The sequence below is a fragment of the Corynebacterium sp. P3-F1 genome, from assembly GCF_030503635.1.
Taxonomy (GTDB): Bacteria; Actinomycetota; Actinomycetes; order Mycobacteriales; family Mycobacteriaceae; genus Corynebacterium.
Genome location: NZ_CP129965.1, coordinates 1767410 through 1791115, shown reverse-complemented (window position 1 = coordinate 1791115; position 23706 = coordinate 1767410). Strand labels below are relative to the sequence as shown.

General features: G+C 59.7%; 20 protein-coding genes, 1 tRNA gene and 2 pseudogenes. 15 read left to right on the top strand and 8 right to left on the bottom strand.

The genetic code is table 11. From position 1 onward, the window contains the following. Positions 1-122 precede the first annotated feature (122 nt). Positions 123-728, bottom strand: coding sequence for a cation transporter (locus QYQ98_RS08490; protein WP_302006428.1), 606 nt, complete (start codon positions 726-728; stop codon positions 123-125). A gap of 32 nt (positions 729-760) precedes the next feature. Further along, positions 761-1135 (bottom strand): ectoine synthase, encoded by a 375-nt coding sequence (locus tag QYQ98_RS08485; protein ID WP_302006427.1) that lies wholly within the window; start codon positions 1133-1135, stop codon positions 761-763. Between the two features lie 120 nt (positions 1136-1255). On the opposite strand from QYQ98_RS08485, the gene QYQ98_RS08480 reads away from it, so the two are divergent. From QYQ98_RS08480 to QYQ98_RS08445, 8 genes are read left to right on the top strand one after another with little or no spacing between them, the layout of a single operon-like run. Further along, positions 1256-2092 carry an ABC transporter ATP-binding protein gene (locus QYQ98_RS08480; RefSeq protein ID WP_302006425.1) on the top strand — a complete coding sequence of 279 codons (837 nt, stop codon included), beginning with the start codon at positions 1256-1258 and terminating at the stop codon, positions 2090-2092. Further along, the gene (locus QYQ98_RS08475) at positions 2089-2853 is read left to right on the top strand and encodes an ABC transporter permease (RefSeq protein ID WP_302006424.1); all 765 of its coding nucleotides are present in this window, start codon (positions 2089-2091) and stop codon (positions 2851-2853) included. The genes QYQ98_RS08480 and QYQ98_RS08475 overlap by 4 nt, the downstream gene beginning before the upstream one ends. Further along, complete coding sequence (locus QYQ98_RS08470) at positions 2850-3884, top strand: sensor histidine kinase (protein WP_302006423.1); 1035 nt, start codon at positions 2850-2852, stop codon at positions 3882-3884. Before QYQ98_RS08475 ends, QYQ98_RS08470 begins: the two co-directional genes overlap by 4 nt. Next, on the top strand, positions 3881-4480 hold the full coding sequence (locus QYQ98_RS08465; RefSeq protein WP_302006422.1) for a response regulator transcription factor: 600 nt from the start codon (positions 3881-3883) through the stop codon (positions 4478-4480). Before QYQ98_RS08470 ends, QYQ98_RS08465 begins: the two co-directional genes overlap by 4 nt. A 24-nt stretch (positions 4481-4504) precedes the next feature. Beyond that, on the top strand, positions 4505-5596 hold the full coding sequence (gene thiO, locus QYQ98_RS08460; RefSeq protein WP_302006421.1) for a glycine oxidase ThiO: 1092 nt from the start codon (positions 4505-4507) through the stop codon (positions 5594-5596). Then, a complete protein-coding gene (gene thiS, locus QYQ98_RS08455) occupies positions 5596-5796 on the top strand; it encodes a sulfur carrier protein ThiS (RefSeq protein ID WP_302006420.1) in 201 nt (66 codons plus the stop codon). The genes thiO and thiS overlap by 1 nt, the downstream gene beginning before the upstream one ends. Before the next feature lie 3 nt (positions 5797-5799). Next, a complete protein-coding gene (locus QYQ98_RS08450) occupies positions 5800-6585 on the top strand; it encodes a thiazole synthase (protein ID WP_302006419.1) in 786 nt (261 codons plus the stop codon). Between the two features lie 47 nt (positions 6586-6632). Beyond that, positions 6633-6968 (top strand): hypothetical protein, encoded by a 336-nt coding sequence (locus QYQ98_RS08445; RefSeq protein ID WP_302006418.1) that lies wholly within the window; start codon positions 6633-6635, stop codon positions 6966-6968. Positions 6969-7109: 141 nt separating this feature from the next. Here QYQ98_RS08445 and QYQ98_RS08440 read toward each other — a convergent pair. Next, a pseudogene (locus QYQ98_RS08440) lies at positions 7110-8764 on the bottom strand (BCCT family transporter). Positions 8765-8834: 70 nt separating this feature from the next. Here QYQ98_RS08440 and QYQ98_RS08435 point away from each other — a divergent pair. Further along, positions 8835-9947, top strand: a complete 1113-nt coding sequence (locus QYQ98_RS08435) for a ThiF family adenylyltransferase (RefSeq protein WP_302006417.1) — start codon at positions 8835-8837, stop codon at positions 9945-9947. Here the strand turns inward: QYQ98_RS08435 and QYQ98_RS08430 are convergent. Then, the gene (locus QYQ98_RS08430; RefSeq protein ID WP_076599932.1) at positions 9944-10114 is read right to left on the bottom strand and encodes a glycerol dehydrogenase; all 171 of its coding nucleotides are present in this window, start codon (positions 10112-10114) and stop codon (positions 9944-9946) included. The two genes, QYQ98_RS08435 and QYQ98_RS08430, sit on opposite strands and share 4 nt — an antisense overlap. 62 nt (positions 10115-10176) lie before the next feature. On the opposite strand from QYQ98_RS08430, the gene QYQ98_RS08425 reads away from it, so the two are divergent. Then, positions 10177-11328, top strand: coding sequence for an aminotransferase class V-fold PLP-dependent enzyme (locus tag QYQ98_RS08425; protein ID WP_302006416.1), 1152 nt, complete (start codon positions 10177-10179; stop codon positions 11326-11328). Between the two features lie 81 nt (positions 11329-11409). Here QYQ98_RS08425 and QYQ98_RS08420 read toward each other — a convergent pair whose 3' ends face one another. Further along, entirely contained in the window at positions 11410-12411 is a 1002-nt protein-coding gene (locus QYQ98_RS08420; RefSeq protein WP_302006414.1) for an LLM class oxidoreductase, read from the bottom strand. Further along, positions 12408-13580: a chromate efflux transporter gene (gene chrA / locus QYQ98_RS08415; protein WP_302006413.1), complete on the bottom strand. Its 1173-nt coding sequence runs from the start codon at positions 13578-13580 to the stop codon at positions 12408-12410. The genes QYQ98_RS08420 and chrA overlap by 4 nt, the downstream gene beginning before the upstream one ends. A 211-nt stretch (positions 13581-13791) precedes the next feature. Here chrA and QYQ98_RS08410 point away from each other — a divergent pair, with 211 nt between their 5' ends. The 3 genes from QYQ98_RS08410 to QYQ98_RS08400 all read left to right on the top strand — a co-directional run bounded on the left by QYQ98_RS08410 (position 13792) and on the right by QYQ98_RS08400 (position 20186). Next, the gene (locus QYQ98_RS08410) at positions 13792-14922 is read left to right on the top strand and encodes a GDSL-type esterase/lipase family protein (protein ID WP_367881626.1); all 1131 of its coding nucleotides are present in this window, start codon (positions 13792-13794) and stop codon (positions 14920-14922) included. 272 nt (positions 14923-15194) lie between these two features. Then, positions 15195-18467, top strand: coding sequence for a bifunctional cytochrome P450/NADPH--P450 reductase (locus tag QYQ98_RS08405; protein ID WP_302006411.1), 3273 nt, complete (start codon positions 15195-15197; stop codon positions 18465-18467). Between the two features lie 33 nt (positions 18468-18500). Next, entirely contained in the window at positions 18501-20186 is a 1686-nt protein-coding gene (locus tag QYQ98_RS08400; RefSeq protein ID WP_259851803.1) for an AMP-binding protein, read from the top strand. 260 nt (positions 20187-20446) lie between these two features. Here QYQ98_RS08400 and QYQ98_RS08395 read toward each other — a convergent pair. Further along, positions 20447-21685: pseudogene (locus tag QYQ98_RS08395) on the bottom strand (IS256 family transposase). A 201-nt stretch (positions 21686-21886) separates the two neighbouring features. Here QYQ98_RS08395 and QYQ98_RS08390 point away from each other — a divergent pair. Together QYQ98_RS08390 and QYQ98_RS08385 are read left to right on the top strand one after the other, a co-directional pair. Continuing rightward, a complete protein-coding gene (locus tag QYQ98_RS08390) occupies positions 21887-22279 on the top strand; it encodes a hypothetical protein (RefSeq protein ID WP_302006410.1) in 393 nt (130 codons plus the stop codon). A 122-nt stretch (positions 22280-22401) separates the two neighbouring features. After that, positions 22402-23466: a 2,3-butanediol dehydrogenase gene (locus QYQ98_RS08385; protein WP_302006409.1), complete on the top strand. Its 1065-nt coding sequence runs from the start codon at positions 22402-22404 to the stop codon at positions 23464-23466. A 51-nt stretch (positions 23467-23517) separates the two neighbouring features. On the opposite strand, the gene QYQ98_RS08380 is transcribed toward QYQ98_RS08385, so the two are convergent. After that, a tRNA-Met gene (locus QYQ98_RS08380) sits at positions 23518-23594 on the bottom strand. Between the last annotated feature and the right edge of the window lie 112 nt (positions 23595-23706).

Here is a 23706-nt window from a genome sequence, read left to right as displayed (position 1 = left end):
GGCCCATCCTCGATCCTCTGGCCTCCACTACCTCGTAGCTGCAGTTTTGCAAAACGCGTGCCTTGCCCCCATCGCACGCAAAAAAGGACTCCGCATTACGGAGTCCCTGCGGTTTTTGGTTCCTACTCCTCCATCTCGGCGAAAGCTTCCTCGACAGAATCGTGTTCCTCGCGGGATTCTTCCCACACTTCCTTCGCGGCGGACAGATTCACCACTGCGATGATTGCGCCGACAATGATGTCGAACCAGGCAGTGGCCCACACGAAGGTGAGCAAGCCGGCAACAATGATGAGAATGTTGGCCAGTGCATCGTTGCGTGCGGCCAACCAGGCTCCCGTGGCAAGGGAGGAACCCTCGTTACGTAGGCGCAGCAGAATCACCGCACAGATCAGGTTGACCACGAGCGCACCGAGCGCTACCCCAGTCAGTCCCTCGGGTGACGGCGGCTCCGGGTCGAGAATTTTCATCACGACGGTCACGATCGCGGCGACCGCCGGGATGAGGATCAGGGCGGCGAGGACGGAACCGGCGGTGCGACGTCGAGAAGCGGGCCACGCAACAGCGAAGAACACCAGCATGTTGATGGCGGTGTCCTCGAGGAAATCCGCGGAATCGGCAAAAAGAGACGCCGAACCGATCGCGATGGCGGCTGCGAACTCGACAAAGAAATAGCCGAAGTTCAAAAGCGCCACGATCAGAACGGCGCGACGGATACGCTGTTCAGTCATGCTCTGCAGAGTTCAGTCATGCTCTGCAGAGTTTAGTAGGAGCTGAATCCGTCCTCGGACAGCGAGTGCTTCTCGTCGCCGGTGATTGCCGGGTTGAACACGGAGACCAAGATCAGGTCCTCATCCTTGCCGCCGCGGAGGTAGTGGGCGTCGTGCTCGTCAAGGACGTAAATGGTGCCCGGGGTGACCGGGTACACGTTGCCCTCGGTGTCCTCGACCTCACCGGAGCCGCCGATGCAGTAGCAGGCCTCGAGGTGGTTGCGGTACTGCAGTTTGGACTCGGTGCCAGCGCGGACGACGGTGTGCGCGACGGCGTAGCCCATGTTGTCTTTCGCGGTCAGCAGGCGCTCGGAGGTGCCGCCGCCCCACTCGACCTTTTCCACTTCGTCACGGGAACGGGTGAACATAGCTGTCTCCTTTGTTCGGTTTCAGTTCCCTTTCCACGCTAACACCCATGACACGAGTCATGCCCAGATCGTGACTGCAGGGCTACAACCGCTCACCCGCCCTGAACTGGAATGTGAAGCATGATCGAAACACAGAACGTGAGCAAGCATTTCGGCCCGGTGAAGGCCGTCAACGATGTGAGCCTGAGCATCGGTCGCGGGGAAATCGTCGGCCTGCTCGGGCGTAATGGAGCAGGCAAGACCACCCTCGTGGACCTCATTCTCGGGCTGACCAAGCCGACGAGCGGCACGGTGCGAGTGGCCGGCATGACCCCCGCTCAGGCGGTCCGGGAGGCGCGCATCGGTGCAGTCATGCAGACCGGCGGTCTCCTCGACACCGTTACCGTCAAAGACACTCTCGCCATGATCGACTCCACCCACCGCGACTCGATCGGGGTTGAGGCCGCGATCGAACAGGCGAATCTCACGGAAATCCAGGATCGACGGGCGGGCAAATGCTCCGGCGGCGAACAGCAGCGGGTCCGCTTCGCGATTGCTTTGCTGGGCAAGCCTGAGATTCTCATCCTCGACGAACCGACCACCGGCATGGATGCCACCAGCCGCCACGAGTTCTGGGACTCGATGCGCGCCCAAGCCCACTCCGGGCGCACCATCATCTTTTCCACGCACTACCTCGAAGAGGCGGAAAACCTCGCGGAGCGCATCATCGTGCTCGATCGCGGCGAGCTTATCGCGGACGGCCCGACAGACAGTCTCACCGCCGGCGCGAACAAGAAACGGGTCACAGCGCAGTCATCGCAGGGGCTTATCGACGTCACCACCCACGACTCCGACTCCTACGTCCGGAAATTACTCACCGAGACCGATGCGCACGACCTGACCATCACCAGAACGTCCCTGGAGGACTCGTTCATCGCGCTCACCTCAGATACCGCAAGCAGCAAGGAGCAACTATGACCACGCTGAAATTCGCACTGTACAACCTCAAACGTCTCAAATCCGACGCCTCTTCGCTGTTCTTCAACATCGTCCTTCCAGTCATCCTCTACCTCATCTTCGGGGCTGCCCAGCAGTATTCAGATGATGAACTGGGCAACGGCAACGTCGCTGCCTTCGTCATGCTCGGAATGGCCCTTTATGCGGGCATCTCAGGAGCTGTTTCCCAGTCGTCTTTGGTGGTCGTGGAGCACAACGGCGGATGGGGGCGGCAGCTCGCGCTGACACCTCTGACGAATATGCAGATCGCGGTGGCGAGATTGTTGGTCATCATTGTCAATGTCGTGCTGCCTGTGGCTGCAGTCTTTCTCACTGGCGCGTTAGTCGACGCGAAGATGGACGCCAGCGCGTGGTTCTGGAGCTTCCTCATCACCGTTGCGGTGGCTTTGCCGTTCGGCTTCTACGGTCTGGTCTGGGCGCAGGCGATGAAATCTTTCACGGCGGTGTCGGTGGCCGCTACGTCAGTCACGCTGCTCGCCTTCGCGGGGAACACGCTGTTCCCATTGACGAATAGCTTGATCGACTTCTCACGGTTCACTCCGATGTACGGTGCCACCATGCTGTCGCGGTGGCCGCTCGCCGAAGGACTGCAGTTGATTCAGGACGAGCCCTACGAGGTCACCGACCCATTGTGGCAACCTGTGCTCAGTATCATTGCCTGGACTGTCATCTTCGCGGTGATCAGTCTGGCCTTGGACAGCCGCGAGAAAGGGCGTGCGTGATCCAGAAGACGAACGGTGGCCACTACCACCTCGTTAAAGCCGGCATCTGGCTGATCCTCCTAGTCAGCCCGCTCGCCGGCTTGCTCACCATGGAGCTCCCCACCTGGCAGTACGTAGCCGGTGCCGGGTTGATCGTGGTCTTCGGTGCGGTGTACCTGTGCGCGCGCACGATCCGTGCGCACGGCAATGACACCGTTAACGCGGTGTTGTGGGTGATCGTTCTCCTACTCCCGTTGATCGGCGTGACCGCCATCATGGGGGTCTGGGGCGCAACGATGCTGCCGTACATCACGGCCGTGACTGGGTCACTCATGCCGGTGCGCATGCACACGCTCGTCGATCTCGCCATCATCTCGACGTTCGGTGTCTACGTGTTCCTCACGGGCACCGTGACAACGTGGATATTCTTCGGCGCGTCAGTGCTCACCGCGGTAACAGTGGGAACGCAGGTCAGCGCGACCAGGCTTAGCGACGAGCGCATCCACCTCGCCGCCGAACTCGAGCTGGCGCGGCAACGCGAGTCGATTTACCGGGACGTGCACGATCTGTTGGGGCATTCACTGACAGTGATCAACGTGAAGGCGTCGTTGGCGCGCAAGCTGGTGGACGTCGATAAGCAAGAAGCGGCGAAGGAACTGGATGAGATCGTGGAGCTGTCCCGCCAGTCGCTTGAGGATGTCCGGCGCGCTGTTCGGACATCCCACACGCCGTCGCTCACCACGGAGGTGGAAGCCGCGCGATCGGCACTGGCGGCCGCTGGAATCGAGCCGCGAATCAGCGTTCACGCAGACACCGAGTCCCCGCTGTTCGGGTGGGTGCTGCGGGAAGCAGTCACCAACGTGATCCGGCACTCGCAGGCCACGGAGTGCGAGATCACAGTCACCCCGCATAAGCTCGTCGTGGCCGATAATGGCATCGGTTTGCCGCCGGGCACACGCTTAGCAAGCGTCACCGACAGGGTGCGAGCCGCGGGCGGTTCACTCGTGGTTCCGCCCACTGATTCCGGAACACGGCTGGAGGTAACGGTATGATCCGGGTGCTCATCGCCGACGACCAAGGGCTGCTCGTCGGAGCGTTGTCTGCATTGCTCAACCTCGAGAAGGATATAGAGGTCGTAGCCACTTGCCGTTCCGGCGATGGTGTCGTCGAAGCGGTACGGGAGCACAATGTGGATGTGGCGTTGCTCGATATTGAAATGCCCGGCCGCACCGGCCTGGAGCTCGCTGCCGACCTCGCGGGATCCTCGTGCAAGGTGCTCATCGTGACCACGTTTGGGCGACCCGGATACCTGCGCACGGCCTTAGAAGCCGGGGCTTCCGGTTTCATTGTGAAGGACACTCCCCCAGACCAGCTTGCCGACGCAGTGCGTCGCACACACGCCGGTCTGCGGGTCGTCGATCCGCAGGTCGCGGAGGAATCCCTGTTCACTCCGCCGTCACCGCTGACTGCGCGCGAGGTCGAGGTCGCCCGTGAGGCGCTCACCGGTGCAGAAATCAAGCAGATCGCGGCGCGGTTGAACCTCTCCACGGGGACGGTGCGCAACTACATTTCGGCGATCATGACCAAGACTGGAGCACCCAACCGCTTTGCAGCCGCGCGCACCTGCGACGGCAATGGCTGGCTCTGAAAAGAGCGTAGGTTGGATGGCGATATGGCAGAACAGAAGATTGCAATCCTCGGAGCAGGCATCGTCGGCCTGTCCACCGCGCTGACGTTGGCAAATCGTGGCCACAACGTGACCGTCTACGATCCGGAGCCTGTCAGCGGCGCGACCTGGCACGCGGGCGGCATGCTCGCACCGGCGGCAGAGGTGGTCTACAAGCAAGACCCGCTGTTTCCGCTGATGATCGCGGCTGGCAAGTGGTACCCGGAACTGATCGAGCTGACGGCGAAGCACACCGACAAACCGACCGGCTACCGCACCGAGGGCACTCTGGTGGTGGCCAAGGACCGGGCGGACAAGACACACTTGGAGGAACTGCGGGAGTACCAGGAGCTGCACGGGATGACCACGGAGCGGATCACCACGCGGGAGGCGAGGAGGTTGGAGGGGGCGCTGGCGCCGTCGATAAGCGGTGCCGTGCATATTCCCGGCGACCACCAGGTCCGTCCGAGGCTGTTCGCGGCGGCGTTGCAGGACGCGTGCGCGAATGCGGGCGTCGTGTTCGTGGAGGAAGCGGTACACGACGTGGCGGAGGTCGAGGCGGACCAGGTCGTGCTGGCCAACGGGCTCGGCGCGCGGGACACGACCGGCTGGTTCAACGGCGAGAATCCGCTGAGGCTGCGCCCGGTGTACGGCGACATGGTGGAGCTGCGCGTTCCAGAACATCAGCGGCCCCTGATTGACCGGGTGATTCGTGGCTTCGTCGAAGACCGGCCGATTTACCTGATTCCGCGCGAAGACGGCACCCTCACGATCGGCGCGACGACGCGCGAGGACGATCGCGCGGAACCGCAGGCGGGCGGGGTGCTGCAGCTGCTGCGCGACGCCAGCGAGATCGTGCCCGGCATCGAGGAGTGCGACATCATTGAGGTCCACGTCGGCGCGCGCCCCGGATCACCGGACGACTTGCCGTATCTCGGCCGCGTCAGCGACCGCGTCGTGGTGTCCACCGGCTACTTCCGCCACGGCATTCTGCTCGCCGCGATGGGCGCCAAGTGCGGGGCCGCGCTGGTCGAGGGAGAGGAACCACCCGTAGAGTTGGGGGCCTGTGATCCCCTGCGCCATTCAAGGAGGAACTAATGCAGCTAGTCATTAACGGTGAAAAGGTCCAGACGGAAGCGGCGAATGTCGGCGAGCTCTTGCGCGAGCGTCTCGGCGAGGTACCGGCGGGAACGGCCGTAGCGGTGAACGGCGAGGTCGTGCCCAAGTCCGAATGGGAATCCACGCAGCTTATCGACGGCACTGCCGTCGACATCCTCACCGCCGTGCAGGGAGGCTAGCCCTTGCTGGAAATCGCAGGCAAGCAATTCAACTCGCACCTGATCATGGGCACCGGCGGCGCGAGTTCGCAGGACATGCTCGAGCGCGCACTGGTGGCGTCGGGCACCGAGCTGACCACGGTGGCGATGCGGCGCTTCGCCGCGAAGCAGGACGGCGGAGGCGAATCCGTCTTCGACCTGCTGAACCGCCTGGACATCGCACCGCTGCCGAACACCGCCGGTTGCCGCACCGCGCGCGATGCGGTGATCACCGCGAAGCTCGCTCGGGAAGCACTGGGCACTGACTGGGTGAAGCTCGAGGTCATCGCCGACGACCACACGCTCCTACCCGATGTGGTGGAGACGGTAGACGCGTGCGAGCTGCTGATTAGCGAAGGCTTCACCGTCCTCGCCTACACCTCCGACGACCCCGTGGCGGCGAAGAAGCTTGAGGATCTCGGTGCTGCCGCGGTCATGCCGCTCGGCTCCCCCATTGGCACCGGTCTGGGCATTTTGAACCCGCACAATATCGAGCTGATCTGTTCTCGTGCTTCAGTGCCCATTCTCATCGACGCAGGCGTGGGCACTGCGTCCGACGCCGCATTGGCGATGGAACTAGGCTGCTCCGGTGTCTTGCTAGCAAGCGCCGTTAACCGCTGCCAGGACCCGGAGGCCATGGCGCGGGCCATGCGCTTGGCAGTCGAGGGCGGGATGCTCTCCCGTGGCGCGGGGAGGATTCCGAAGCGGGAGCACGCGGTGGCGTCGTCAAGTTTCGAGGGCCTAGCGAGCTGGGCAGATCAGGTACTGTAAAGACGTCTTGCCGCTGCGGCGTTTACACCAATAGGGGCCACGACTTTGTGAAGTGCCTGAGTTTCGTCGACACCATGCCCGGCCACCAGTGCCACCGCCGCGGCCAAGTCAACTCCATGATGCTCGGCACCGGCGACGCCTGGAACTGCGCGGACCGCAACGACTTCGCTGGCGCGCCCGCGATGGGCCCGCTGCAGTTCCGACGCATTAACAACACGCTCGTGTTCAGCGACCACGCCGGCAACTTCCTCATCGGCGACCGGCAGTTCAACCGCGTCATCCGCGTGGGCACGATCGGCGACATCTACGCCGACCGCGGCCGTGTGATCGCGTTCAATTCGCCGTTGCGCGGGTCGTCGATACCCGCGGGCTCCTCGTTCTAAGGGGCAGCGCGCTTATCGGCGCTCACCCTCAATCTCCACCGGTGTGCCCTCCGGCACTTCTACCTCGACCACTTCAACGACATCTTCGCCGTCCTCTTCGGTCTCGGCTTCGCCCTCGATGACGAGGGTCTCGGTGAGGCGTCAGGTCTCGTTATCGTAGTCGTACTCGAGCTCAGGGCGGTCGATCTCGTTGCCCTCCTCGTCGTAGCCCGGCGCGGGCTTCGCATCCGCCTCCTCGTACTTCTCGGGGGTGTCGGTCTTCTCCCACTGGCGGGAACGGAAGCGGCGGTCCGCGGCCGCATCGTCACTCATCGCTTTGACCAGGGAGAACATCATGATGAAGTAGACGATGAAGAACGGCAGGGCGATAATGATCACCACTTCCTGCAGGGCTTGAATACCGGAGTCGCTGATGAACAGCAGTGCGGCGGTGACCACTCCCACGGCCACGGCCCACGCCACGCGATAGTACTTCGGTGTGGCTTCCTCTTCGCCGGTGGTGAACATGTCCATCACCAGTGCAGCGGAGTCAATCGAGGTGACAAAGTAGAAGACGATCACGGCTAGGGCGACTGCGCCGCTGACAAAGTACAGGGGGTACTGCTCCAGAAGGGTGAACAGTGCCTGCGGGGTCTCTCCATCCTCGACAACCGGGCCGGTCAACACACCGGGGTTATTGAGCTCAACGTCGATCGCGGTGCGGCCGAAGGTGGCGAACCAGATAATGTCGAAGACAGTGGGCAAAAGAATGGTGCCGGCAATGAACTGGCGCACGGTTCGGCCGCGTGAAATACGGGCGAAGAACATGCCCACATACGGCGACCAGCAGATCGTCCACGCCCAATAGAACGCGGTCCAGGTGGCGTGCCAACCCGGATTGTCGTTGTAGGAGTCGACCCAGAACATCAGCTCGGGAAGCGACGACGCGTAGATGCCGAAAGATTCGGTGACGTGCTCGATGATCTTCAGGGTCGGACCAACAGCGAACAAGAAGATCAGCAGACCGATCGAGCCGATGATGTTCAGGTTCGACAGCAACTTCACGCCCTTATCCAGGCCCGTGGCCACAGAGATGGAGGCGCAGATAGTGATGAAGATGATCACGGCCAGCTCGACCCATGTCACCAGCGGGACACCCCAGAGGATGTTCAGGCCGGCACTGATCTGCAGCACGCCCAAGCCAACGGAGACGGCGAGGCCGAAGACGGTGCCGATGATGCCGATGGCGTCGAGAAGCTTGCCCGGCCACTCGTACACCTTCGAGCCCAGCAGCGGCGAGAAGATCGACGAGTAACGGCGGGCATCTTGCGCTTGTAAATGAAGTAACCCATGGCCAGGCCCGGCAAGGTGAAGATCACCCACATGTGGATACCGAAGTGGTAGTAGGTGAACTCGAACGCTTGGCGGATGGCGTCGCGGCTCATCGACTCGTAACCGCCGCGCGGCGGGTTGTACGCGTGGTGCAGCGGCTCGGCAGCACCCCAGAACAGCAGGGTCGCGCCCATGCCGGCGGCGAACAGCATCGAGAACCAGACGGGGAGAGAGTACTCGGGTTCATCGTCGTCGTCACCGAGCCGGTAGTTGCCGTACTTGGACACGAACAGCACGATGAGGAAGATGAACACCGTGGACACACCGCCGATGTACAACCAGGCGAAGTTGTCCATCATCCAGCCGGAGACATTCGAGTAGAGCTCGCGGGCACTGTCGCCAAAACCAATGGTGAGAGCCACGAAGGCAATAATGAATCCGACGGCGGTGAAGAAGATCAGCGGATCAGCGCGGAATTTGCGCATGGTAATCGGCCCCAAATCTTAGGTGGGCGGTCAATGTCCCGAAAAAGTCTAGGACATTAAGGTGGCGAGTGTGATCAACCTTCCCGAGCAAGAACTACGCCGCACCGCCCGCCAAATGAATCTGCCCGGATTCGGGCCCGAGCAGCAGGAGGCACTCCACCGCGCGCACGTGCTGGTCATCGGCGCGGGAGGACTCGGTTGCCCTGTCATGCAGACGCTCGCAGCGACAGGAGTCGGGCACATTTCGCTTATCGACGACGACGTGGTCGACCTCACCAACATTCACCGCCAAATTCTCTTCGGGGCCTCTGACGTAGGCCGCAAGAAGATCGAGGTGGCCGCGGAGCGCCTGCGTGAACTTCAGCCTGACATCGAGGTGACGGCGATCGAGGGGCGCATGGATGCCTCGAATGCCGTGGAACTGCTTGAGGGTGTGGATGTGCTGATCGACGGCTCCGACACCTTCACCACTAAATTCATGGCCGCGGACGCCGCGGAGATCACCGGCACTCCCCTGGTGTGGGGATCGGTGCTGCGCTACCGCGGCGACGTGGCGTTGTGGTGGTCCGGCCCCGGAGCACCCGTCGACGGCGTAGGCATGCGGGACCTCTACCCAGACCAGCCCGACGCGGACTCGGTGCCCGACTGCGCCACCGCAGGCGTGCTGGGAGTTACCACCAGCGTGGTCGGCGGACTCATGGCCACCGAGGTGATCAAGTTCGTGACCGGTGTTGGTGAGGCACCGGTGGGGACACTGCGGATGTACGATGCCCTGACCACGCAGATCCGCAGCTTTGCCGTTCGCCGGGACCCAGGCCGCGAGCTGGTCGCCGCCTTCGGGGACTACGAGGGTGCAGCCTGCGCGGTGCCGGCGGAGGACAATTCCGAGATCCTCGACGCAGTGGCCACCGGTGCCGTTGTAGCGCTCGATGTACGCGAGGAGCACGAGAAAGCGCTGAAAGACATCTCGGCTGCTCGGGGCGAGCACCTCCCCACCTCACGGCTCGAGGAGAATCCTACGCTCGGCGACGAATTCATCGACACTCTTGCCGAGGGCACCGATGTGGTGGTGTACTGCGCGTCGGGGAAAAGGTCGCAGGGGTTCGTCGATAAGCATGCCGCGGATGCTGCGGAACGCGGGATCTCGCTGACAAGCTTGCCTGGCGGCGTGAACGCGCTCTAGCGGTTGATGCGGTTTGCCAGCGTGCCCGCGAGCGACGAGCAAATGGCGGAACCGACGAGCACCAGAATGGTGTAGAGAATCCCGGTGACCCCGAGCTGGCTCAGGATGAACCCGGTGAGCAGTGCGCCGACGACGGCTCCAATGATGGCGATGATCCAACGACCCATTGTTTCCTCCTTTTTGGTGGTAAGCGTCCACCATCGTAAGAGAAAACCGATAGCGTTGGGGCATGACTGACAACACTGCAACGCAACTGCCCCGCCCCGAGATCGACCCCGACGGGCTGCTGGAATACTCGGCTGTATTCAGCGACCGCTCCTTGAACCACATGTCCGCCAAGTTCATCGGCATCATGCAGGAGCTACAGGCCATTCTGCGCGAGACTTACCACGCCCAGTCCGTGGCCGTGGTTCCCGGCGGCGGCACCTTCGCAATGGAATCCGTCGCGCGGCAATTCGCCCGCGGCAAGGACGCGCTGGTCATCCGCACCGGCAACTTCTCTTACCGTTGGTCCCAGATTTTCGACGCGTCCGGCGTGGCCAACAACGTCACGGTGCTGAATGCGGAACCGACCTCCGACGACGAGCGCGCCTCCTATACCCCGCCGGCCATCGAGGACGCGGTCGAGCGGATCCGTGCAGAGCGCCCAGATGTCGTCTTCGCGGCGCACGTGGAAACCGCCGCAGGCCTCGAGCTGCCGGCGGGTTACATTTCCCAGCTCGCCGACGCCGCCCACGAGGTCGGTGGCCTGATGGTCCTCGACTGCGTCGCAGCCGGCACCAAGTGGATCAACATGGAAGAAACGGGCGTGGACATCCTCATCACCGCCCCGCAGAAGGGCTGGTCCGGCTCCCCCGCCACCGGCTACATCATGTTTTCCGAGGCCGGCCGGAAGCAGCTGGATAACACCACCTCCGACAGCTTCGCCATGGACTTGGCCAAGTGGACCGCCATCTCCGAGGGGTACGTCGACGGCTCCGCCGCCTACCACGCCACCATGCCCACCGACACGATCGCGCACAACCTCGAGCTGATGAAGGAAGCCAAGGAGGTCGGCTTGGACGAGCTGACCAAACGCCAGGTGGAGCTGGGAACCAAGGTGCGCGAGACGCTGGCGGAGCGGGGCTTCGTGTCCGTCGCCGCACCGGGGTACGAGGCCACCTCCATCGTGGTCATGCACGCCACCGCCCCAGAGCAGGCCACCGGCGCCGCCTTCAAGCAGGCCGGCATCCAGATCGCCGGCGGCGTCCCGCTGCAGGTCGGCGAGCCGGAGAGCTTCTCCACCTTCCGCATCGGTCTCTTCGGCCTGGACAAGTGGGCCGACGTCGACGGCGCAGTCGCGCGGTTCGCTGAGGCGCTGGATAAGGTGGCCGCCAGCTAGCGGGTGCCGGTTGGCGAACCTCGGGCCGCAAACCCAGCTAGCCGGGTGCCGCGCTGAGGGTGCCCGCGTTGGGGGCCACGCTTAACGGCGGAGGGCTGGGATGACGTACTCGATGAGCTCGTCGATCTGCTCCTCCGCAGACCGTTTGCTGGAGCGGAAATTCACCATGACGTGGCTGATCCCCACCGCGCGCTGCGAGTGCAACAGCTCGATCAAGGTGTTGCGGCCGAGGCGGTAGCCGAAGCTGCCGCCGGCGGCAGGCGCGTCCGGATCCTCGTGCAGGTCAAGCCAGAGCGATTCGGCAAAGGGCTTGAAGGCGGCCGGGGTGCCCTCGGCACCTGATCGGGCTGCCCAGTCAGCGACCGCGGCATTCCAATTGCGCACGTTCTGGCGCTGGATCTCCAATCCCTTGTGGTACATCAACCAGCCGTGGGCATGCTCGGCGCGCCACTCGAGGGTTTGCTGGCACGAGCCGGTGGCCAGCAGGGGAACCTCACGGGCCAGGGGTTTCGGCACCACGTCTGCGCCGCCCATTCGGCCGCCGGACCAGCGGATGGGGGTGTGGGTGGTGAGGGTGGCTCGTCGATAAGCGGCGATTCTCTCGCGGAACTCCTCGTCGCGGTTGCCCTTGTCCTGGCCGAACGCGGGGAACTCCTCGGGGCGGTCGCCCGTGGCCACGCCCATGAGGAAGCGGCCGCCGGAAAGCCGGTCGATGGTTCCGGCGCGCTTGGCCATGAGCAGCGGGTGCTGGAATGGCACGACGATGGCGGCGGTGCCGAGCGCGATCGAAGAGGTGTCCGCGGCTATGTAGCTCAGGTACATCCAGGGGTCGTAGACCTGGCCGACATCGCCGAACGTCTCGACGCGCAGCGGGATGTCGCGCACCCAGATGGCGGCCACTCCCCCAGCCTCGGCCTTGCGGATGAGGCGCAGCTGGTTGTCCAGGCTGTCGAGCGGGTTCTCCTCTGCGTCTTCCTCGATGGGCAAGGTGAGTCCGAAGGTGAGCTCGCCCGGCCGGAAGGTGCGCTGGAAGCCGGGGAGCTGCCAGTGCGGTGTGTCGGAAACCTCGAAGAGCGGGTTCACAGCGCGATCCATCCGACGAGGGCCGCACCGATGACCACGGCCCACGGCGGGACCTTCAACGAGGTCAGCGCGGCGTAGCAGACCACAGCGATGGACAGCGTGACCACGCCTGTGATGCCGGCGGTGAAGACCGGGGTGTACAGCGCGGCACCGAGAATGCCCACCACTGCGGCGTTCGCGCCGGCGAAAGCGACACCCGCGCGCGGCATCGTGCGGAGGCGCTCCCAGAACGGGATCGCGCCGAGGACGAGCAGCGCCGCGGGCAGGAAGATCGCGACGGTGGCAATCGTCGCCCCCAACGCCCAGTTCATGCCCTGCGCACTCGCACCGAGGAAGGACGCGAAAGTGAACAGCGGGCCCGGCATGGCCTGGGCGGCGCCGTAGCCGGCGAGGAAGGTGTCGTGGTCCACGAGCCCGGGGCCGACCGTGACGGTCTCCAGCAGCGGCAGCACCACGTGGCCGCCGCCGAAAACGAGGGCGCCCGCGCGGTAGAAGGTGTCGAAAATATCCGCGCCGGTCGTGCCGATCAGCCTCGCCACCAGCGGAAGCACAAACAGCAACGCGAAGAACAGCACCAGGCAGACGATGCCGAAGGTGCGCGACCCGCTCTCAGCCTGGGGCTGGTCGTCCGCCTCCTTCTTGACGCGCAGGAACGCCAGACCAGCAACAATGCCGAGCACGATCGCCCCGACCTGGATGAGCGGGTGCGGCACGAGCAGAACGAGCACCAGCGCAGCCACGGCGATCGCGGCGTGAATCTTGCCGGTGACCAGGTTCTTCGTCATGCCGTACACAGCCTGCGCCACGACAGCGACAGCCGCAGCCTTCAGACCGAGCAGCCAGCCTGCCTCGCTGATATCGCCCAACTGCGCGACGCCCAGCGCGAACGCCACCATGAGCAGCACCGACGGCAGCGTGAAGCCCACCCACGCCAGGAACATGCCCAGGTACCCGGCGCGCTGCAGGCCGATCGCCATACCCACCTGGCTCGACGCCGGCCCGGGCAGGAATTGGCACAGCGCCACCAGGTCGGCGTACTGCTTGTCCGAAAACCACTTCCGCTTCTCCACGAATTCGTCGCGGAAATACCCCAGGTGCGCCGTCGGCCCGCCGAACGAGGTGCAGCCGAGGCGGAGGAAGATTCTGAAGATGCACAATGGCGAAGTCATGCAAGCTCCCTTCGTTCCACCTGTTCCATCTGTTGAATTTTAAGGCGAGATTCCCTTCAAAGATAGTAAAACTCTGTACGTCACTTGTTGGCCAGATATGACTAAAGTTGCAAAAAGATGCCGGCTGGATCTGGATGAGCTACTATCTTCGGAAACCCTTTGGAGGGCTTAAGTATAACTAGGCGACACGAATATCGCCGGAAAGGAACACATGAGGTTTTATAAATTTGGTGCTACTCTCCTGACCGCATTGGCCTGTGGCGCTATGCTCCCAGTTGCCGATGCTGCGCCTAATCTGCCTGAACTCTCAGCACCCATCGCTCCTAACCTTCCCCAAGTCCCTAACCTTCCCGCGCCTAACCTTCCCCAAGTCCCTAACCTTCCCGCGCCTAACCTTCCCCAAGTCCCTAACCTTCCCGCGCCTAACCTTCCCCAAGTCCCTAACCTTCCCGCGCCTAACCTTCCTCAAGTTCCTTCGCTTCCTGCGCCTAACGTTCCCCAGCTTGAAGAATTAGAGCCGGCCCCACCAGTCAATAGCCACGTTAAGGAAAGCTACGTCAGCTTTGGCGACTCAGTAGCTGCGAATCCGACCGCCTTGGATGTCACCGTCTACCGAGCGAAGCTGAAAAACCCCTCGATACAATGGCCGACGATCCGAGAAGGTTTTTGTGCGCAGGACCCCAACAATTTTGCAGCTCAGGCCGCGCGAAGCACCGGTCTGCGCCTAGAAGACTACTCGTGCCCCGGTGCCACTGCTTATGTAGAACCTACGGAAAATGATTCGATTCCACATGACACAGTTCGTCAGCAAGTTGAACGAGCCATCAGGGATGGCAGTCTTGATTCCAATACCCGGCTGGTCACCATCAGCGCTGGCGTGAACGACACCTACCAGCCCAGTAACTTCCCTTCAAAAACCACCCAGGAACAACGGATGAAACGCTTCAACGAGGCGATGGTGGGAGCAATTAATCGCATCAAGGAAACCGCGCCTAGCGCCAAGGTGATCATCCTCGGGATTCCCGATGAGACAGATGGTTTCAACCACACCTGTGGATCTAATCTTTTAAACGTTACCAGTCACTGGTACTTTCCGTTGGTAGCCTACTACCAAGACGAAATTCGCGAGCAGCAGCGACGAGCTGCCGCTGATACGAATAGCGAGTTTCTTGACATGGTTGCCGAAATTTCCGTAGAAAGCGGAAAGAATGGTTGCTCGAACGATCCGGGCCGTTACGGCGCTTCCATTTCAGACGATGCCTCACACAAGCTCGCAGGCCACCTAACCGATGCCGGACACGTCTACTACGCTAAGCGCATTACTGAAACATACTTCAGTTAACCAGTCCATCCCCCTCTGCGTAGGCAGCTAGATACAGAAAGATTGATACACATGACACCCGAATTCGCCCTTATGCTTATCAGGGAGTATCCGTTGACCACTCCACTGATACACCTCACCGGTTTTCCAACCATCGAAAATTTTTGGGGGAGAACTCTTAACGCCTGGCCAAGCGTTAAGCAACCTTTAGAACTTTCATTTCAGGTAGCCGTTAACGCTCTACCTAAATTCTAGAATCCATAAGCGACTTTCTAACGGTCTAAGGAATCATCATGACGTCCAAAACCTCCGAACGCCCTAGGCTGGGCTCATCGAGCGTTAACCCTGACACCGCTATCCCCGGGCCGAAATCGTACCCGCTAATCGGAACCGCCTATTCACTCGATCCACGCAACATCGTTCAGTCCGGAACGCGATTGGCTGAAAAACACGGGCGTTTTTATCGACAAGAGATACCCGGCTCTGCACCGTTCTACGTGGTGACCTCTTTCGCCTTGGTCGATGAGCTCTCAGATGAAACCCGTTTTCATAAGGTCGTCCACCCCGCCCTCCAAGAAGTAAGCGGATTCTCTGGTAACGGCCTTTTTACCGCCGAGTTCGACGATCCGGAGTGGGGTAAAGCACATCGAATTCTTATGCCCGCTTTCAGCCCAGTTGCTCTGCGCGGAATGTACCACCGCATGGCAGACATCGCAGACCAGCTTATGCTTAAGTGGTCGAGAGCACGAGCCGATGAAGAAATTGATGTCGCTGGTGACTTCACTAGATTGACGCTCGACACCATTGCGCTCTGCTCATTTACATTTCGCTTCAATTCATTCTATACGGAAGGCTTTCACCCCTTTATCGACGCAATGGGTCGTGGCTTGAATCATGCCGGCAAGCGAGCCCATGCTTTGAAGATTCAGAAGAATCTTGGTCTTATTGGCAATCACCAGTTCAAGAACGATGTCTCGGTCATGCAGGACACCGTTGATAGTTTGATTAGGGAACGACGAAGGAATCCTAGCCCAGAGGGCTATGAAGACGTTCTCGATGTCATGATGAATGCAACCGATCCTGAGACTGGGGAGCGTCTGACCGACGAAAACCTACGCTATCAGTTGATTACGTTTCTAATTGCAGGCCACGAGACAACTTCTGGGCTGCTCAGTTTCGTTCTCTACGAATTGATGCGTAATCCCCGAGTCTTAACCAAGGCACGCGAAAACACCGATTCGGTCCTCAACGGTAGATTCCCTCAATATGAAGATCTCAAAGATCTAAACTACATTGATCAAGTACTTCGTGAAGGTCTAAGGAAGTACCCCACTGCTCCGGCATATGCAGTAACACCTTTTGAAACTACGACGATTGGTGAGAACGGTGGCACAGGAGGAACCCCAGTAACTGTCAACCCTGGAGACACGCTGTTGGTTCTCCTCGGACACATGCATCGTGATCCGGCCGTATGGGATAATCCCGAGGAGTTCAGACCGGAACGGTTCGATCCTGAGAATGCCAAATTAATACCTCATAATGCGTGGAAACCATTTGGAAATGGGCAACGATCGTGTCTCGGCCGCTTCTTCGCGCTCCAAGAAGCCACCATGATGCTTGCGTTGATTGTTCAACACTTGGATTTCAACTTCGCAAATCCAAGCTATGAACTGGAAATGCTTGACGGCCTAACTTCGAAACCGAAAGACCTGTTCGTCACTATCCAACCGAGGGAAGAATATCCGTACCTCGGACCCAAGCGCTACGACGAGCCTCCCGCTGACGCTCCCACGACAGAAGAGACACCAATCACAAAGGTCGATGCTCCTCCGAACGGGTATAAGCTGCGCCTGCTCGTAGGTTCTAACGCCGGAACCTCTCGTAGTCACGCTGAAGAATTAGCGGCTTTTGCCAAAACACAAGGCTTCGAAGTCGACATGTCTGATCTCGATGATGCCGTCAATTCTCTGCAGGGGGGCGACATTGCAATCGTAGCTACCAGTTCATATGAAGGTCTCCCCCCGGATAATGCAAAGCGTTTCTTCAATTGGATAACAGGCAAGGAAGCACCGTCACTAACAGGTGTGAAATTTGCTGTGCTTGGCAGCGGTAACTCAGACTGGGCAGAGACGTTCCAACGCGTTCCAGCCGAGATCGACGAGGCCATGGAATCTCGCGGAGCCATACGATTGATTGATCGCGGTGTAATTGACATGAAGGGAGACTATCTCGCCGACTTCGAATCTTGGTCAAAACGACTTTGGTCAAAACTCGCAGCCGATCTCGATCTTTCGTTCGATGATCACAGCAAGTCAGACTTCGTCGAGGTCACAGTAGTTGATGCTGGGCGTCAGAATATGTTGGTAGCCGAGACAGACGGCCCATTCGTCGAAGCAGTAGTCACCAGCGTTCAAAAGCTATCCACAGACGTTGATGGGACCATGAACGAGAAATTCAAGGCTGTTCTTGAACTTCCTGAAGGGATTTCATACTCGACAGGCGATTACTTAGAGGTACTTCCGAAGAACTCGTCATCCGGTGTCAACCGCGTGTTGGACCATTTCCAATTAGCAGGGGAAGATCGCATAAAGCTTTCCGGTTGCTCCACGTTCCTGCCCATAGACCAAGTATTGACAATTAATGATCTACTTGAAAACTACGTTGAGCTTGCAACACCGTTGAGCAAGCGGCACCTGGATCTAGCAGTTGCACAGTGTCAATGCCCACCCGAAAAAGCTCAACTATCGCAACTCGCTGAAACCGAAACTTACAACGAGCTGCTCGAGAAGCGGACCTCGCTCCTAGATTTCCTCGAAACTTTCCGATCTGTAGACTTCACCTTCGGCCAGTTCATTTCAATGCTTGAGCCGCTCCGAGCTCGTCGCTACTCAATCTCGTCGTCTGCTCTCGGTGAACCGACAAAGCCTTCTTTGACCTTCTCCCGCATCGAATCTCCTGCATGGTCAGGCCGTGGAACCTTCACTGGCGTTTCTTCCAATTATTTAGCGAAACAGCAGGCCGGTTCTAAGATCTTGGTTTCGGTAGTGCCCGGAAATAAACATTTCCAAGTGGAGCCAGATCCATCCATACCAATGATTCTTATCGGCGCTGGTACTGGGATCGCCCCCCTCCGTGCATTCATCGAGGAACGTGCAACACGTTGCCACAATGAAGGCATCACACCAGCTAAATCTTTGTTTTTCTATGGCTGCCACGGCCCCGAATCCGACTTCCTATATAGCGAGGAACTCCATGAGTGGGAGAAGGATGGTGTAATCGATGTTCGCACCGCGTTCTCACGTCACCACAGTCGAAGCGAAAGCGGTACGGACATTAAGTATGTTCAGGACCGCCTCTATTCGGATCGCAATGATGTGTTCAATCTTCTCGAGAAAGGAGCGAAGACCCTCGTTTGCGGAGATGCCAAGCGGATGGCCCCAGCGGTCCGTAAGACTTTCGCAAAGATAATCTCGGAGCACCGAGGCTTCAATGAGCAACAGGCTGCTGCAGAAGTCAGAAATATGGAGCAGGAACTCTTTACTTATGTAACAGAGGCATTCACCTAATCGAGCACACCCCGCTACTGAAAGGAAGCGCACATGTCTAAATACACTCTTCACCCCGATACCGACCACGGGGTACCAAAAAAGGAAATCATACGTCAATTTTTCTACTTCTTGAAAGTCATCCGAAAGAACAACATCTTCGAGCTCGGCTCTGTCGCCGATGTCAAAGCAGATGCTAGAACCATTAAGCGTTTTGGCTCGCTTGAAAGCGGCGGCCTTGCCAACACCGCTCGGCGTCATCCAGAACGCCTGGGGCTTGTAGATGACGACGGAGAGCTGACCTACTACGAGTTCTATGACCGTGTGGTACGGCTGGCTACTGGTTTGATGCAAAATGGGGTCCGCGATGGAGGTAACCTAGCCGTCTTGGCTTTGAATGGTCGTGCTTCCATTTTCCCACTGTGCGCCCGCCAGTTCGTCGGCTATCACATCTTCATGATCAACGCTAATAGTTCTGGACCCCAGATCGAACGGGTTCTAGAATTCCACGAGGTGGAAACCCTCATTGTCGATCAGAGTTTCTACGACCGGCTCACCGACAAGACCAAAGAGAATTGCACCGTCATCATCGGGCATATCGACGACCCCGGAATGCTTCCAGCAGATGCCCTTACAATGGACCAGGTCATCGAGAGCGGTTCCACAGATCTCGATCTTCTACCTGAAAAACCTACTAAGTCACAGCATGTGGTAATGACATCAGGAACGACGGGCATGCCTAAGGGTGTAATCCGAAGGCAGCTGAAGTCCCCCCAAGGGATCGGACCCCTGCTTGGAACCGTCCCGTGGCGGAGAGGTATGTCCGTTCTATTAACCGGGGTGCTGTTCCACTTTTACGGGTGGGGCAATATGCTCATGTGCATCTTCACCGGTTCAACAATCGTTACGCAGCGGAACTTCGATTCTTCTAAGGCTCTTGAACAGTTCGAAAAGTACGACATCAATGCTTGGATCAGTTCAGCCTCTCGTTTACGAGAGATGATCGCTCACCTCGACCGGAACGCAACCGACCGAGTAGACGGTCTAGAATTCATCACTTCTTCCGGTAGCCCACTAACCTCATACGAGGTCGAGAAAGTAAATGAGAAGTTCGGAAAAGTTTTCCACAACTGCTACGGGTCAACCGAGACCTCAGGGTTAGCCATCTCCGATGCTGATGAGCTAGCCGCAGATCCGACACTCACAGGCACTATTCACCCCGGTTCAGTTATCGAAATTCGTGATGACGACGGCACTCTTCTACCGGACGGTGAAATCGGCGAAATTTTCGCCGGCGCATACGATATGTTTGTTGGCTACACTGACCCTTCAATCGAGATCAAGACCAACAACAATCTTTTGCGAATGGGTGATCGCGGCTATCGACGCGGTAATCGGCTTTACGTTAAAGGTCGAGCAGATGACCTTGTAATCACACAGTATGGCGAGAAAATCTTCCCTTCGGAGATTGAGGATCTCCTCGTTCGGGACGAAAGGATTGACGATGTCCATGTTCATGGTGTCTCAGATCCTCACTATGGGCAAGCTCTGCGAGCCTACGTAATTCGTGAGGACGGGGTAACCGCAAACGAACTCGACGACGTGGAAGTGCGACGAATCGTGACGGCTGGTCTTTCAGATGCTCATGCACCGAGAGATGTATTCTTTGTGGCCGATTTCCCGCGCAACCCGATGGGCAAAGTGATCCGGCCTGAACTTCCCGGACAATCTACCGTTTAAGACTGTTAATCTACGTTCTCTGCACTGCTCCCCCGTTAGTTGCCTGCTGATGGGGGAGCAGCCCTTTTTCAGAACAACCGAATCCAACAACGCCTCAAAGGACTGCCCCGATACAGTATCTCGACCTCAGAATGGACTTCTAAAGAGAATGAAGCCTCATTTTCCTATGTGACGTAGGCTGTTTTGGGTTCCTTCCGGTCAAGTCCCGGGTAGTGGTGTAGCCGTCTAGCTTTCGGCTCGGTATTGAGTTCGGGATTTGGTTAGGCGGTTAGCTGGTGTTTGTCGCCGTGATCATCTTCTGGGTGGTGCATGAGTTGGTTGGTGTGTTCGAGTGTAGATAGTGACATGTAGCGTTTTTGCTGGATCCAATCGTCGTGCTGCTCGGCTAGGACAGGGCCGACGAGCCGGATGATGGATTCGCGGTTCGGGAAGATGCCGACGACGTCGGTGCGCCGGCGGATCTCCCGGTTTAACCGCTCGGTGGGGTTGTTCGACCAGATTTTTGTCCAGACTGGTTTCGGGGCTGCGGTAAACGCCAACACCTCATCGAGTCATTCCTCCAGATAGGCCGCGATCTACGGGAATTTCGGCTCCAGCAAATCGACTACCTCGCGGGCTTCTCCCCAGGTGGATGCGGCGTCAGGTTGCTGGAAGATTGTCTGGAACATCGCAGAGACCATCGGCCATTGTGTTTTCAGGACCTTTTCGTAGAGGTTTTTCGCAAAGTGGGTGCGGCAGCGCTGCCAGGATGCATCAGGAAGCACTTCGGAGATGGCGTGCTGGATGCCTTCGTGGGCGTCACTGGTGACAAGGAAGACACCACGAAGCCCGCGGGCTTTTAAGTCCTGGAAGAAGCCTTTCCACGATGCGTTGGATTCCGCAGTGGCGACATGCATGCCGAGCATTTCGCGGTAGCCGTCGGCGTTGACTCCGTTGGCAAGCAGCACGAAGCATTTGACCACCCGGCCGCCTTCGCGGACTTTGATCGTGAGCGCGTCACACGACAGGTAGGCGTACCCACCGGGATCGAGTGGGCGGTTTTTGAAGTTTGTGACCATCTCGTCGAGTTTTTCCGACATGCGCGAGACGTGAGATTTCGACATATTTGCAATCCCAAGGGTTGCCACAAGGTCATTCATCCTGCGGGTGGAAACCCGTTTGAGGTAGCAGGTCGCGATCACTGTCGATAAAGCGCGTTCGGCCCGTGAGCGGCGCTCTAACAGCCAGTCTGGGAAGAATGCTCCGTGGCGCAGTTCCGGCATTGCGACATCGATAGTGCCCACACGGGTATCAAGGTCGCGGTAGCGATACCCGTTGTGGTGGTTGACCCGCTCGGTAGAAGCGACGCCGTACTCGACCCCGCAGACGGTGTCGGCTTGGGCGGAGAGGATCTGGTTGATAAACCCTTGCAGCATCTGGCGCAACAGATCCGGGGAGGCCGGTTCCAGCAGATCGTCCAGATAGGTTGCAGGGTCGATAGAATGCGGAGCAGCGGTCATCGTCATGTGCCTTTCGGTGAGATGTGGTAGTTGAGTCGAAAGGTTACTGACGGTGGCCGCCCCTGTATTTCCCAGGGCCCACCATCAGAAAGCGTTACACCACACTAAGGGACGCAACCTGCAGTCCGCCTGACCACTGGAAATTTCGCCGTCAAGAATAAGCGCCAGCTTTCCGCCGGTGTCGAATTCGCGCTGACCTCCATGGGCCGCGGCGGCGCTGACGACCTCATCGCCGGACCGTTACGCATCGGTTCGCCGGGAGTCATCTCCGCGACCCGTGTCGCCGAGCAAGGTCTCCTGGGCATGAACTTGCCGGTCCAGTACATGGAGTGGGCTGACCACAGTTACGGAATCATCCACTACACGCGTGAATCCGCCACCTTCGAATACTGGTTCCAGAACAAGTACGGCCCTTCGAGCCCTGACGTCCTGGCACACCAGATGAATGCGTGGGCGAAGGAAGACACGTCTCACCACACCCCGCGCTATCCCCACCAGATCGATGCTGTGACCCTGCACGGTCTGCCAGTGAAAGCAACTGCTGGCGCCCGTTCTGAGGCGCCGGCTCCGGCCGCGAAATTGCAGGCGAGATAGCCCGGGGCTACCCCCGAAAGGCGTGTGGAATAGCCGGGCCCGTGTGAGTAACTACACAGATCGGTCTGCTTTGGAAATTCCCAGTTAAGCTTGGATTTGGTCCCTTTTGAAAGGGGTTTCCTATGAGAGCAGTTCGCTATCACGGCCAAAAAGACATCCGCGTCGAGGAGATCGACACGCCTGTCGCAGGCCCCGGCGAAGTGCTGATCGACATCGCTTGGTGCGGCATCTGCGGCACCGACCTGCACGAATACCTCGACGGCCCGATCTTCGTCCCGGATAAAGGTGCCCCGCACCCGGTGACCGGCGAGGAAATGCCCGTCACGCTCGGTCACGAGTTCTCCGGTGTGGTCGCGGCACTCGGCGAGGGCGTGGACGACATTGAGGTCGGCCAGCACGTGATTGTGGAGCCGTATGTCCTCCCCGACGATGTCGACCCGAAGAAGCCGGGTCCGTACAACCTGCACCCGGACGTCAACTTCATCGGTCTGGCCGGTGGTGGCGGCGGCCTGTCCGAGCAGATCGCGGTCCAGCGCCGCTGGGTCCATCCGATCAACAACGATGTGCCCCTCGACGAGGCGGCATTGATTGAGCCGCTGTCTGTCGCCCACCACGGTTTCGTCGCCTCCGGGGCTGGCGAAGGCGATGTGGCGCTCATCGGTGGCGCGGGTCCGATCGGCCTGCTCACGGCGGCCGTCGCTAAGGCATACGGCTGCACGGTGGTCGTCTCCGAGCTGTCGGAGCTGCGCCGCCAGAAGGCGCTCGATGCCGGCGTCGCTGACTACGCTATCGACCCGTCGTCGCAGGACCTCAAGGCCGAGATCCAGAAGATCACCGACGGCAAGGGCACCGATGTCGCCTTTGAGTGCACCTCGGTCAATGTGGTGCTCGACCAGCTCGTCGATTGCCTCAAACTGCAGGGCACGCTGGTCGTCGAATCCATCTGGTCAAAGAAGGCCGAGCTCGACATTCATGCAGTGGTAATGAAGGAGCTGACCCTGCGCGGAATCATCGGCTACGCGCACGACCACCCGGAGACCATCAAGCTGGTCGAAGAGGGCAAGGTCAACCTCAAGCCGTTCATCACCGGCAAGATCGGCTTCGATGGCGTCGTCGACGAGGGCTTCGACACCCTGATCAACCGCAACGAGACCGCGGTGAAGATCCTGGTGTCGCCGGAGCTCTAACGCCAAAGCAAAATCCCCTACCGGGAATTTCTCCTGGTAGGGGATCAAAGTTGGTAGCGGGGGCCAGATTCGAACTGACGACCTCTGGGTTATGAGCCCAGCGAGCTACCGAGCTGCTCCACCCCGCGTCGGGCGACTTCTCGCCTGCTGCCGTGATCGGCAACGGCGTTAACTATACGCACATGGCCATGGAAGGCCAAATCCCCTGGTCCCGACGTTGCGGGCCAGGGGATTGTTCAC